This window comes from Shewanella sp. SM20 (genome assembly GCF_025654545.1).
In the GTDB taxonomy this organism is placed as follows: domain Bacteria; phylum Pseudomonadota; class Gammaproteobacteria; order Enterobacterales; family Shewanellaceae; genus Shewanella; species Shewanella oncorhynchi.
Map to the genome: position 1 here is coordinate 41,731 of NZ_JAKKRK010000022.1, position 13,049 is coordinate 54,779.

General features: G+C 46.1%; 9 protein-coding genes. 1 reads left to right on the forward strand and 8 read right to left on the reverse strand.

The features are described 5' to 3' along the window. Nucleotides 1–30: 30 nt before the first annotated feature. Complete coding sequence (glyS, locus tag L5M18_RS11005) at nt 31–2,100, reverse strand: glycine--tRNA ligase subunit beta (protein WP_263196937.1); 2,070 nt, start codon at nt 2,098–2,100, stop codon at nt 31–33. Nucleotides 2,101–2,110: 10 nt separating this feature from the next. Continuing rightward, nucleotides 2,111–3,016, reverse strand: coding sequence for a glycine--tRNA ligase subunit alpha (glyQ, locus tag L5M18_RS11010; RefSeq protein ID WP_219235734.1), 906 nt, complete (start codon nt 3,014–3,016; stop codon nt 2,111–2,113). Between the two features lie 117 nt (nt 3,017–3,133). Here glyQ and L5M18_RS11015 point away from each other — a divergent pair, with 117 nt between their 5' ends. Then, the gene (locus L5M18_RS11015) at nt 3,134–3,724 is read left to right on the forward strand and encodes a DNA-3-methyladenine glycosylase I (protein WP_263164809.1); all 591 of its coding nucleotides are present in this window, start codon (nt 3,134–3,136) and stop codon (nt 3,722–3,724) included. Nucleotides 3,725–3,894: 170 nt separating this feature from the next. Here L5M18_RS11015 and L5M18_RS11020 read toward each other — a convergent pair whose 3' ends face one another. From L5M18_RS11020 to fadB, 6 genes are all read right to left on the reverse strand, one after another. Further along, the gene (locus tag L5M18_RS11020) at nt 3,895–7,083 is read right to left on the reverse strand and encodes an amidohydrolase family protein (protein ID WP_263164808.1); all 3,189 of its coding nucleotides are present in this window, start codon (nt 7,081–7,083) and stop codon (nt 3,895–3,897) included. 243 nt (nt 7,084–7,326) lie between these two features. Next, nucleotides 7,327–7,773: an MOSC domain-containing protein gene (locus tag L5M18_RS11025; protein WP_263164807.1), complete on the reverse strand. Its 447-nt coding sequence runs from the start codon at nt 7,771–7,773 to the stop codon at nt 7,327–7,329. 47 nt (nt 7,774–7,820) lie between these two features. Next, complete coding sequence (tusA, locus tag L5M18_RS11030; RefSeq protein ID WP_105250817.1) at nt 7,821–8,066, reverse strand: sulfurtransferase TusA; 246 nt, start codon at nt 8,064–8,066, stop codon at nt 7,821–7,823. 175 nt (nt 8,067–8,241) lie between these two features. Further along, nucleotides 8,242–9,408 (reverse strand): diguanylate cyclase domain-containing protein, encoded by a 1,167-nt coding sequence (locus L5M18_RS11035; RefSeq protein WP_131524506.1) that lies wholly within the window; start codon nt 9,406–9,408, stop codon nt 8,242–8,244. Between the two features lie 243 nt (nt 9,409–9,651). Next, nucleotides 9,652–10,815 carry an acetyl-CoA C-acyltransferase FadA gene (gene fadA / locus L5M18_RS11040; protein WP_014609502.1) on the reverse strand — a complete coding sequence of 388 codons (1,164 nt, stop codon included), beginning with the start codon at nt 10,813–10,815 and terminating at the stop codon, nt 9,652–9,654. A 22-nt stretch (nt 10,816–10,837) separates the two neighbouring features. Next, entirely contained in the window at nt 10,838–12,988 is a 2,151-nt protein-coding gene (gene fadB, locus L5M18_RS11045) for a fatty acid oxidation complex subunit alpha FadB (RefSeq protein WP_263196939.1), read from the reverse strand. Nucleotides 12,989–13,049: the final 61 nt, after the last annotated feature.

The following is a 13,049-nucleotide window of genomic DNA, read 5'->3' on the forward strand; positions in this document are numbered from 1 at the left end:
AAAGCGATAATTTTATAAACCTTAGTATCGTTATTGCAGTAGTGATATATCTGCTACGTGCAGGAACTGCTCGCGTAGATTATTCAACAATGCTAAACGATTGTTTTTCAAAGCTTCATCATCCGCCATAACCATTACATCTTCGAAGAACTGATCCACGCTTTCACGTAGGGCAGCTAACAAAGTTAAGGCCTGTTGGTAATCTGCATTGGCAAACAAAGGTGCCAACTGTGGTTGCAGCTCGTTCAACTTGGCCGCCAATGCTTGCTCTGCGGCTTCGGTCAACAAACTTGCATTGATGGTTGTTGGTAAAGCGCCTTCAATCTTAGCCAGAATGTTGGATACCCGTTTGTTCGCTGCTGCAAGTGCGCCAGAAGCTTCTAGGCTTCTAAAGTGTGATACCGCATTGATACGACTATCAAAATCAGCTGGGCGTGTTGGGCGACGTGCTAGCACGGCTAAGATCACATCAACACCAATGCCTTTATCTTGATACCAAGCGCGGAAGCGAGCCATTAAGAACTCTAACACTTCGTCGCTTGCATTGGCGTTGCTTAAGTTAGTACCGTGGAGCTCCTGAGCTTTAGCAATCAGCGTTACTAAGTCCAGTGGCAGTTTGTTCTCTACGATAATACGCAGCACACCAATGGCGGCACGGCGTAGGGCAAAGGGATCGGCTGCGCCTTTTGGTGCTTGGCCAATACCAAAGATACCGACTAAAGTATCGAGCTTATCTGCTAATGCGACTGCGCAAGATACGCCAGCACTAGGCACTGTATCGCCAGAGAACTTAGGCTTGTATTGCTCTTCCATTGCAACCGCAACGGCTTCGGTTTCACCATCGAGGCGGGCGTAGTGCATGCCCATAGTGCCTTGAGTGTCGGTAAACTCCATCACCATATTGGTCATCAAATCGGTTTTAGATAACAAACCTGCACGGGCTGCATCAACCGCATTCGCGCCAGTTTGTCCGGCAATAAAGGCGGCTAGGGCAGAAATACGATTCACTTTGTCTTTTAAGGTACCGAGCTGCTGTTGGAACAGGACGGTTTCTAGGCTAGGTAAACGCGATTCCAGCGTGTGTTTTTTATCGGTATTAAAAAAGAACTCGGCGTCGGCAAGACGTGGGCGAACGACTTTCTCGTTACCTGAGATAATTTGCGCGGGATCTTTAGATTCTATATTGGCCACAAAGATAAAGTTTGGCAGTAACTTGCCTGCATTATCAAAGACTGGGAAGTATTTTTGGTCGCCTTTCATGGTATAGACCAAAGCTTCAGACGGTACACTTAAGAATTTTTCTTCGAAGCTAGCGGTCAATACCACAGGCCATTCAACCAAAGAGGTGACCTCTTCAAGCAGGCTATCTTCGATATCGGCTGTGCCACCAATCTTAGCGGCAGCTTTTTCGGCATCGGCTTTAATTAACGCTTTACGGCTTTCGTAATCGGCGATGACTTTGCCTTTTTCTTTTAGGTCGGCAAGGTAGTGATCTGCATGGGCTAATTCAAACTGCTTGAGTCCCATAAAGCGGTGACCGCGAACAGTGCGTGCCGATTTGATACCCAGCAATTCACCTTCAATCAACTCACTGCCTAACAACATAGTCGCGGTGTGCACAGGGCGAATAAATTGGGTTTTATTATTGCCCCAGCGCATTGGCTTAGGAATGGGCAATTTATCGAGTGCACGTTGAGCCATAGCAGCGATCAAACTTTTGGTTTCGACGCCTTCAACTTTGGCGTTATGGACTAACCATTCGCCTTTATCTGTAACTAAACGTTCGGCTTGTTCAACAGTAATACCATTACCACGTGCCCAACCTTCAGCGGCTTTCGTCGGTTTGCCTTCAGCATCAAATGCTGAACTCACGGCGGGGCCGCGTTTTTCAACCACTTTGTCAGCTTGTGCAAGGGCAAGTTCAGTGACGTTAATTGCCAGACGACGTGGCGCTGCGTACCAAACGGCTGAGCTGAACGCTAAATCGGCTTTGGTGAGTTCTTCAGTAAAGTTAGCTAAAAAGGATTCAGCCAGTTTACGTAGTGACTTAGGTGGTAATTCTTCCGTGCCTAACTCTATGAGTAAGTTTTCAAAATTCATGTTTTTACCTCTACTTACACATTGGGAAGCCAAGCGCTTCGCGTGCCTGATAATAAGATTCAGCGACCGCTTTCGCCATAGTACGAACGCGTAAGATGTAGCGTTGGCGCTCGGTAACTGAAATGGCATGGCGGGCATCGAGCAGGTTGAAGGCGTGTGAGGCTTTCATCACTTGCTCGTATGCGGGCAGAGGTAAAGGTTTTTCTAGCGACAATAAATGCTGACACATTTTTTCGCACTGATCGAACAGGGTGAACATAAAGTCCACATCGGCGTGCTCGAAGTTATAGGTCGATTGCTCGACTTCATTTTGATGGAACACATCACCATAGGTGATGCGGCCCAGTGGACCATCGGTCCATACGAGATCATAAACACTATCTACGCCTTGGATATACATGGCCAGACGCTCTAGGCCATAGGTGATTTCACCTGTGACTGGGCTGCATTCGATGCCGCCAACCTGTTGGAAGTACGTAAACTGAGTCACTTCCATACCATTAAGCCAAACTTCCCAGCCTAAGCCCCAAGCACCTAGTGTTGGTGATTCCCAGTTATCTTCCACAAAGCGGATATCGTGGATTTGAGTATCAATACCCAGTGCTTGCAGTGAGCCTAAATACAGCTCTTGAATATTGTCAGGAGAAGGCTTCAACACGACTTGGAATTGGTAGTAGTGCTGCAGACGGTTAGGGTTTTCACCGTAACGACCATCCGTAGGGCGGCGCGATGGCTGCACATAGGCACTGCTCATAGGTTCAGGCCCTAAAGAACGTAGGAAAGTTTGTGGGTGGAATGTACCCGCGCCGACTTCCATATCTAAAGGTTGAACAATTGCACAGCCTTGCTGTGCCCAATATTCCTGCAGGGTGAGAATGAAACCCTGAAATGTTTTTACGTCGTGTTTTGTCGTCATGTCTACTTGTCTACTGCCGTCAGCCTGAATAGAAAATGGGTTCGATTATACCTTGTAGATATCTGCTTATGTAGGTTATTTTTTACCTTCTTAATTAAAACAATAAGGTTATATACCATGGAAGAGATCCGCTGTGGCTGGGTAAGTGATGATCCCTTGTATCGTGAGTATCACGACAAAGTGTGGGGGCGACCTGTTTATGATCCAAAGGAGCTGTTTGCTAAGTTGTGTTTAGATGGTCAACAGGCCGGATTATCTTGGATAACTATCCTGAAGAAGCAACAAAATTATGAACAGGCCTTTGCTAATTTTGAACCTGAGATTATTGCGACTTTTGATGAGGCGAAAGTGGAGGAGCTCATGTTGAATCCCGGTATAGTGCGCAACCGCTTGAAGGTGAATTCTATCATCAAGAATGCCAAAGGTTATTTAGCCTATACTGCCGATGGGAAGGATTTCTCTGCATTTTTATGGAGTTTTGTGGGCGGTAAACCCATAGTTAATCAGATTAGGGCAATGTCGCAGGTTTCGGCACAAACACCAGAATCTGAAGCCATGTCAAAAGCGTTGAAGAAACTCGGATTCAATTTTGTCGGCCCAACCATTTGTTATGCCTTTATGCAGGCGGTGGGTATGGTGAACGATCATCTTGTCGAGTGTGTTGCTTATCAGGCCTGTGTCGATTCCTGTGCTGAGCATAGCCACTAGAATCATTAATCGTTGGGCTGACTGATATTAAAGAAAACTCTTGTAGAGTATCCAAATACAAAAAAGCATGTTCCACGTGGAACATGCTTTTTGAGCTTCGCTGGAACTCATCTTGTTAAACTTAAACGGTCTCAACAGGAAAGCTATTCTCCTAGACTTGAAAGTTGCCCTTAGAGTTTCTCAAAGAAAAACGGCTTACGCTGTTCTTTATCCCCATTAAGTTCCTTCATAGTCTCTGCATCAAATAACTTACCATTGACCATAGTATGAGTGACTCTGTCGGTGACGCGAATGTCGGCTAATGGATCACCATCAATAACGATCAAGTCTGCGAGCTTACCTTCTTTGATAGAACCGAGTTGCTGCTCCATGCTAAAGGTCGTCGCTGGATTAATGGTGGCCGTTTTCAACACTTCCATATTGCTCATGCCGCCTTGGGCAAACATCCACATTTCCCAATGTGCCGCTAAACCTTCACGTTGACCGTGGGCGCCAATATTTGGGTGAACCCCTAACTTATTGAGCTCGTTAGCAACCTTAGCAACATTGAAATGATTGTAGTGGCTCTCTGGTGCATGGGGGCGTCGCATTGATCTTGCTTGTAAAATATCGGCTGGCACATACATGGATAGGCGTGGATGTGCCCACACATCGGTTTTATCATACCAGTAGTTTTCACCAGAAATACCACCATAGGCAACCACTAAGGTTGGCGTGTAACCAACTTGAGTCTGGCTCCAAAACTGTTTGATATCGTTATAGATTGAACCAACGGGGAGTGAGTGCTCAATCGTAGTATGTCCATCGGCGACCATGCTTAAATTATGTTGCAGCAAGCTGCCACCTTCAGGCACGACCATCATTTCGAGTTCACGTGCTGCGGCTATGACTTGCTGTCTCTGATTGCGGCGCGGTTGGTTATAGCTTTTTACGCTAAAGGCTCCAACTTTTTTCAGGCGTTCAAGATGGAATTTGGCATCATCTAGTGAGTCTATGTGCGATGTGTAGCCAGGCGCATTGGCACCATAAAGTATGGTGCCGGTGGAGAATATTCGTGGGCCAACAATATTACCTGCTTTTTGTTGCTCAGATGCGGCAAAGATTTCTGTGGTGTCATTCGATGGATCGTGAATCGTAGTCACGCCTAAAGATAATCCAGAGTAGAGCGCCCAGTTCTGTTGTGGCACGATTTCATCATCCGCTTGCGGTCCATGGGCGTGGGCATCGAATAGTCCTGGCATAATGGATTTGCCTTTGATGTCGATGATCTGCGCATCCTTAGGAATCGCAACATTGGCATCGCCTACGGCGACAATATGATTGTCTTTGACTATGACCACACCATTATCAATCACTTGGTCATTTTCCATCGTAATCACTTTACCACCGACAAACGCGATTGTTCCACGTGGAACATCGGCCTTTTCGGTAAAGCCTAAATCGATAATGCTTGGTTGTGCCTTTTCATCTTTGTTGCGATATTGAGTGTCAACCTTGGCTTGGTACAACTCGGGGCCAAGAGTCCAATATAGTTGGTCGCTTTTACTGTTCCAACTGATACTTTCACCCGCACGGGCACTCAATTGGCTTACGGGTAGATTGCTGGCATTGGGGCCAATCTCAACTGTCTCGCTGTGTTTAGCAAAAGGTGTTACCCAAACCTTGAATCGTTCAGCAAAGGCGAGTTGCTCACCATCGGGTGAAACCCTAAATTCAGTTGCATGTTTGCTGCTGTAATGAACCCGTTTATCGAAGCCGTCTAAGTTGATGGATGATAACTGCGGCGTTTCATCTTCGCTGCTATTCATAAAAAAGACGCGATCGGCATTAGCACCGAATTGAGCTTGATAGCCATCGGCACTGATCTTGCTATTTTGTTTACCTTTAATATCGACTTTATATAGCCCAGGTTCCTGCGACCAAGTTCTTGGTGTGAGGTTACCGCCTTGAGTTTTACGATACACTACGAGTTCACCATTGGGTGAAAAGGTGGGTTCGACATACTTTCCTGGCTCAGATGTTAGCTGCTTAGGTTTGCTACCTTTGGCGCTGATCACTTGCACTGTGCCTTGGTCTTGGTCATTCCAAGTGGTGAAAACAATATTTTTACCATCGCGCGACCATTGGGGATAAAGTTCTGCAATATTTTTGTCTAGCTCAGTCAAGCGTGACATTCTGCCATCGGGTAAGGATTTTAACCAAATTTTACCCAGTGCTTCGAAGGCGACTTTGCTACCATCCGGTGAGACCTGCGCCATACGTAGCATTTTTACATCGAAAACGTCTTTATCGATATCTTGCTTAAAGCGCACCGAGGGCTGTACGGCTAACTCAGTTTTTACACTAAAGGGGATATCTGTGAGTGTTTTATTGGCAACATTCAGACGATTAATTTTTCCCTTAGCCCAGAAGAAAATATCCTTGTTATCTTGTGTCCATGCCATTGTTGGATAGACGCCATGAATGGCCCAAGTCTCCTGCATATCACGGTCAAGTTCGCCAAACAGCTTAGTTGTTTCTCCCGACTTAAGGTCGAGTAGGTAGAGTGATGACTGGAAATCATCGCGCTTAATATAGGCGAGCTTAGTACCGTCTGGGCTCGGCGTTGGCCGAATCGCTCCACCCGTGCCTTCGATTAATACCTCAATCTCACCAGTTTGAGTATCGTAGCGTTTTATTTTGTAGATACCGTTGACCGAATCCTTTGAGTAATGGAATGTTTTACCCGGCGTGTCATCCTGACTAAAGTAGATATAGCGACCATCGGGTGAATACGCGGGTTCACCTAAATCTTTCTCATCATTAGGACGTTCGGTTAGTTTGACGCCTTCACCACCCGCAACGTGGTATAGCCACACTTCGCCCGCACCCAAACTACGACTGGCGGTAAAGTGCTTACGGGCAACCAAATACTGGGAGTCTGGGCTCCAAGCTGGACTGTTTAGTAGCCTGAAGGTTTCTTGGGTGACTGTTCTTGGGTTGTTGCCATCAGCATCCATAATCCAAATGTTATCACCACCATCACCATCGGACGTAAAAGCAATGTGCTTGCCATCAGGGCTATAGACGGGCTGCATCTGCCAAGCTATGCCTTGGGCTAATGGCTTAGCTTCACCGCCTGTTACTGGAATTTGGTAGATGTCACCGAGTAAGTCGAAGACGATATACTTGCCATCTGGACTGACACTTAAGTTCATCCAAGTGCCTTCATTAACATCAACTTTGACTTGCACTAAGGGAGCATTCGCTGGAGCGTTAACATTCCAAGTCGATTCTTTCGTTTCTGTGGCGTTAACTGCAAGGGTATTCATCCCAAGAGTGAGGGCAATATAAAGCGGGGTAAGTTTAGAGTTCAACATGTCACTTCCTGTTATCGTTCTTATGGGCTACATGAGCGGTATTAATCACAAGATAAAGTTTTGTTAATACTTGGTGTAGTTATCGCATAAATAGATAGGAAGGAAAACGTAAATACTGTTTCAATTGATGTTCGAGCTAGAAAGCTGATATTTATATTAGGATTGGGACAACAGAAATAGAACCAAGTTATTTGGTTCTATTTATAGAGGAATATGGATAACTAGCTGAGATAAGTGATTGGATTAGCGAGGAAAGAAAATTGCTATCTCATCACCTAGGTGGATCATGGCATCATTTAATACCCTGCATGTAACACCTCCTCGCCAATCTGGGGTGAGTGCGGCTTCTAAACCGACATGTGCAATTTCCATTTTTTTACAGGGATCGGTCTCACCTGTAATTTCAAGTAGTAACTCACCAATTTGTAAATGTTTACCAACATCTGCACTGCTAAATACCAGACCATCAACGAGCAGATTTACTCTGCGAGTCGTCCAAGGCAATTCTGCCTCAATAGCACGACAGGCTTGTTGCCATTGTAGTTTGGAAAGCACAGTGACTTGGCGTTTGCCAGGACGACCAAATACATCTTTCTCTACACCATTTAACTGGGTGACATTGGCACAGAGAACCTCATTCATTGGGCCGCGCTTTACAGTTTTATAGGCAATTGCCAGCAGTTTTGGCATAGTTCCTCACATCCTTTTTAATGATTAAGTCGCTAAAACGATACGACTTAAAGTCCTTTTTTGATCAAATATTGGTATGGCGTCTGAGCCGTTTCGCTGGCGATAAGCGTGTGATCCATAAACTCACAGAAGCTTGGAATATCGCGTGTCGTTGCAGGGTCATCGGCAATGATCAGCAGTGTCTCGCCTGCAGCCATTTGTCTTACCGTTTTACGCACCATCATTACAGGTTCAGGGCAACGTAAGCCAAGTGCATCGAGTCTATGCTGTGCGGTTGAGAAAGCGTCGTTCATATTACCTCTACTGAACGGTTAAGCAGAATTAGCTAATGTTACTCCAGCCCCCATGATAAACCAAGTTGGCGGTCGCAATTTGTGATGTGGTTTGATTGGTGTGCTTTTTGTCGTTAGCAAGGCTAGAGATAAAATGTTCCACGTGGAACAAACTTATGGCTTATGGTAATTAACATTACTCAACGGCTTTATCTGCAGCGCTTTGAGATTGAGAGATTGGATGGATAACAGCTGTACTATTCTCTGGTGCTAAATCATTTGCAGCTGCCATAGTTTGTTGCTGCAATTTGGACGCCCGTTTGTAGCTATACATTTTTTGATCGGCTTTATGAATTAAGCTATTGGCTTCTTCATATTCATAGGGGCCAGTATCTGTAATGCCAAAGCTTAAGGAAATATTGTTTAGACTGAGTTTTATTTTTTGATTAAACCGAGTTATGAAATTCTCTCGAGCTTGTTCCTCACGACAGTTAGGCATGATGATACAGAATTCATCTCCACCATATCGAAAGCAATGATCTTCAGCACGAGTGGTTTCTTTAATCGCTTTTGCGACGGCACAAAGTACTTCATCACCTGATCTATGGCCTTGAGTGTCATTAAATAATTTAAAATCATCTACATCTAAGTAGATGACACATACGGGCTCGGCGCGTCTTTGGGCTGCTCTGAGTATGCGAGTTGCGGTTTCTTGTAAGTGCCTTACGTTGAGTAAACCTGTTAAGGGATCGGTTTGCGAGAGTTCTTCTAACTGCTGTGTTCGCTCTTTGACTTTGCTTTCCATGCTTTGGGCATATTTTTCGGCTTTATCCTTAGCGTTCTCAATCTCGGAGACTAAGCTGCGAATATAAGTATCGAATACTAGTGTGACATCAAACAGCACGAGTTTATCAATTGCGGCTCGAATACGTTCGGCTTGACGTACATCTTGTACTGAACTGTTGATCACTGCATAGATCAACTCCTTGAGTGTGTGTACTGCAGACAGGTAAAGTTTGGGCTCAACACCTATACGTTTATGGACTAAACCAATCCGCAGGCGATTGTTTACGTACTCAAGATCATAAACACCATTAAATAAATCAAGCACATATCTTCTCTGTGCGGTACGTAGGCGGGCAAGGGTGTCTGAGTCTCCAATCAAGAGCGCAATTTCTGACACACTGGTTTGTAAGCCGTAAAAGTCATCGACAATTTTATCGATGTTTTCTTCAATGATGGGCTTAAAGGATTGCAGGGCCTTTACGTCTGCCCCTGTAAAAGAGAAGAGCGCCTTACGAGACTCGATCTCCAGCTCAGTGATCCGCATTTGTTCGAAAAGGGTCTGTTCCGTTTGTAGCATCTGGCATTCCTCTGGTAAAACAACGAATTGCATCCTTGCACTACAATGCCTAGATTTGGCTGATGATTGCTTGCCTGTTGTCGTCCACAATAGCCAGTAATGCCCTTGTAGTTAAGTCGATAACGGACTGATTTTCAAATGAACAGCAGAAAAAATGAGAAATATTAATATTTACGATGGCAGAAGATTTGGCATAAAAAAGCCGGAACAAGTTCCGGCTTTGATGATTATTTGATTAACGAATTAAACGCGTTCGAACACGGTGGCGATACCTTGGCCTAAACCTATACACATGGTCGCTAAACCTAAGGTCGCGTCTTTGTCTTCCATCAAGTTGATCAGCGTCGTAGAGATACGTGCACCTGAACAACCCAGTGGGTGACCTAGTGCAATCGCGCCGCCGTTGAGGTTGATTTTGTCGTCAACCACATCCGCTAAGCCTAAATCTTTTACACAAGGTAAAGACTGAGCTGCAAACGCTTCGTTCAGTTCAATCACATCTAAATCGGCAACTGTGATACCAGCACGAGCCAGCGCTTTTTGCGTGGCTGGCACTGGGCCGTAACCCATGATAGCCGCATCACAACCCGCAACCGCCATAGAGCGAATGCGTGCACGAATTGGTAAGCCAAGTGCGCGCGCTTTAGATTCTTCCATGATCAACATGGCTGAAGCGCCATCAGACAGTGCAGAAGAAGTACCCGCAGTGACAGTACCGTTTACTGGATCAAATACGGGACGCAGTGCAGCCAGAGATTCCATTGTGGTTTCTGGGCGGATCACTTCGTCTTGCAGTACTTTAATTAAGGCACCGTTAGCATCGTGACCTTCAATGCCATAGATTTCCTTGGCAAAACGGCCTTCAATCGTCGCAGCATAAGCACGTTGATGAGAACGTACTGCAAAAGCATCTTGCTGTTCACGGGTAATACCGTGCAGTTTACCCAGCATTTCAGCAGTTAACCCCATCATGCCAGAGGCTTTTGCCACGTTGTTAGCAAGACCAGGGTGGAAGTCGACACCATGGCTCATCGGCACGTGGCCCATGTGTTCTACGCCACCAATAATAAAGGTGTCGCCCATGCCAGTCATAATCGCCCGCGCAGCTTGATGGATAGCATCCATTGACGAACCACATAGGCGGTTAACCGTCACAGCGCCAGCGGTCTTTGGAATGCCGGCTAATAGTGAAGCATTACGGGCAATGTTGAAGCCTTGCTCTAGGGTTTGTTGCACACAACCCCAAATCACGTCTTCAATTAGGTTTGGGTCGAGTTGCGGATTACGCAGCAACAGACCTTTCATCAATTCGGCAGACAGAGTTTCTGCACGTACATTACGAAATACGCCAGCCTTTGAGCGGCCCATCGGAGTACGGATGCAGTCTACGATAACAGCTTGTTTCATGATTAAATTCCTTTCCCGCTAATTAGGCTTGGTAGTAGCTACCGTTATTGGCTGCTAATGTACGCATCGCATCTGTGACTTGATACAGACCGCCCAAGTGAGCATATTTGTCTGCTAAGGCCACAAAGTTTGCGACACCCATGGTATCCAAGTAACGGAACACGCCGCCTCTGAATGGTGGGAAACCTAAGCCATAAACCAGGCCCATATCCGCTTCGGCAGGTGATGCGACAATACCTTCTTCTAAACAGCGCACGGTTTCGATGATCATAGGGATCATAGTACGGGCAATAATGTCATCGGCTTCAAAGGCTTTTAAGTCGCCAAAGGCAGCTTTCAATAGGCCGTAGCTCGTAGGATCGACATCTTTCTTCGGTTTGCCACGGCTATCGACTGAATAGACATAGAAACCTTTGCCATTTTTCTGGCCAAGGCGCTTGTTCTCAAACATCACATCAATCGCATCAGTGCCTGATTTACCCATTCGATCAGGGAAACCTTCAGCCATAACGGCTTGGGCGTGATGACCTGTGTCTAAACCCACTACGTCGAGCAGGTAAGCAGGGCCCATTGGCCAACCGAATTGTTTTTCCATCACTTTGTCGATTGCAGCAAAGTCGCCACCTTCGGCAAGTAAGCCGTTAAAGCCTGCAAAGTAAGGGAAGAGTACGCGGTTAACGAAGAAGCCTGGGCAATCGTTAACCACGATTGGGGTCTTGCCCATTTTGCTGGCGTAAGCCACAACAGAGGCGATGGTTTCTTCAGAGCTGTGCTCACCACGGATAACTTCGACCAACGGCATTTTGTGCACTGGGTTGAAGAAATGCATACCGCAGAAACGCTCAGGTTTCTTCATGCTCTTAGCGAGCAAGTTGATTGAAATCGTTGAGGTGTTTGACGCGATAATTGCATCTTCACTCACATAGCCTTCAACTTCGGCTAAAACCTGTGCTTTAATTTTTGGATGTTCAACAACGGCTTCAACGACGACATCACTGTGTTTGATCGCAGCATAATCTAATGAAGGCGTGATGTTGTTCAGCACTTTGGCCATTTTTTCTGGCGTTGAACGACCACGAGCAACTTGGGCAGACAGCAGTTTGGCGGCTTCATTGAGGCCTAAATCTAATGCTGGCTGGGCAATGTCTTTCATGACAATCGGTGTGCCTTTGCTGGCGCTTTGGTAGGCGATACCGCCGCCCATAATGCCAGCACCTAATACGGCAGCGTTTTTCACTTCTTTGGCTAATTTACCCGCTTTTTTCGCTTTGCCTTTAACGAATTGATCATTAAGGAAGATACCGATAAGCGCTTTAGCAACGTCAGTTTTAGCCAGTTTGATAAAGGCTTGATGCTCGATTTGCAGTGCTTCGGTGCGGCCTTTAGTCGATGCTTGCTCAATCACGCTTACTGCGGCCATTGGTGCAGGGTAGTGTTTACCCGCAACCGCAAACACCATGCCTTTGGCTGTGGTGAATGACATCATAGCTTCAAGTTTTGGCAGTGTTAGTGCAGACAGCTTGCGGTTACGACGCGCTTGCCAATCCAACTTTTCAGCAACAGCATCTTTGAGCATTTGAATCGCAGCCGCTTCTAATGCTTCTGGCGCAACCACAGCATCCACAGCACCGACTTTCAGTGCATCTTCAGCGCGTTGGTCGTTACCTGTGGTGATCCATTCAAGTGCGTTATCTGCACCAATCACACGTGGCAGACGAACTGTGCCGCCAAAGCCTGGGATGATGCCGAGTTTAGTTTCAGGTAAACCGATTTTGGCTGTGGTATCTGCGATACGAAAATCCGTTGCCAGAATGGTTTCACAGCCGCCACCTAAGGCAAAGCCTTTGATTGCAGATGCTGTTGGGAAAGGTAAGTCTTCGAGTTTGTTGAAGACAGCGTTGGCTTGTTCAACCCAAGAGAGCAGTACGGCGTCATCTTGTGCGAATAGGCCTAAAAATTCGGTAATGTCGGCACCCACAATAAAGGTATCTTTACTTGAGGTCAGCACTAACGCTTTGATATTGGAATTTTGCTTGATGCTGTCTAATGCGGCATCGAGCGAAGCGAGGGTTTCTCTGTCGAATTTGTTCACCGAACCGGGTGCGTTAAAGCACAGCTTGGCAATATTATCCTCGAGTAACTCAACTTGAATTGTAGGACTTTGGTAGATCATTGCTTGCTTCCTTTTGGCTTAAAAGTGATACCCACCATTATGTGTTGGTGCTAGTACGACT

What these genes read in the sequence shown, in the direction of transcription:
- L5M18_RS11020 (WP_263164808.1), bottom strand. Translation starts at nt 7,083, where the DNA reads ATGTTGAACTCTAAACTTACCCCGCTTTATATTGCCCTCACTCTTGGG.
- L5M18_RS11025 (WP_263164807.1), bottom strand. Translation starts at nt 7,773, where the DNA reads ATGCCAAAACTGCTGGCAATTGCCTATAAAACTGTAAAGCGCGGCCCA.
- fadB (WP_263196939.1), bottom strand. Translation starts at nt 12,988, where the DNA reads ATGATCTACCAAAGTCCTACAATTCAAGTTGAGTTACTCGAGGATAAT.
- glyS (WP_263196937.1), bottom strand. Translation starts at nt 2,100, where the DNA reads ATGAATTTTGAAAACTTACTCATAGAGTTAGGCACGGAAGAATTACCA.
- fadA (WP_014609502.1), bottom strand. Translation starts at nt 10,815, where the DNA reads ATGAAACAAGCTGTTATCGTAGACTGCATCCGTACTCCGATGGGCCGC.
- glyQ (WP_219235734.1), bottom strand. Translation starts at nt 3,016, where the DNA reads ATGACGACAAAACACGACGTAAAAACATTTCAGGGTTTCATTCTCACC.
- L5M18_RS11015 (WP_263164809.1), top strand. Translation starts at nt 3,134, where the DNA reads ATGGAAGAGATCCGCTGTGGCTGGGTAAGTGATGATCCCTTGTATCGT.
- L5M18_RS11035 (WP_131524506.1), bottom strand. Translation starts at nt 9,408, where the DNA reads ATGCTACAAACGGAACAGACCCTTTTCGAACAAATGCGGATCACTGAG.
- tusA (WP_105250817.1), bottom strand. Translation starts at nt 8,066, where the DNA reads ATGAACGACGCTTTCTCAACCGCACAGCATAGACTCGATGCACTTGGC.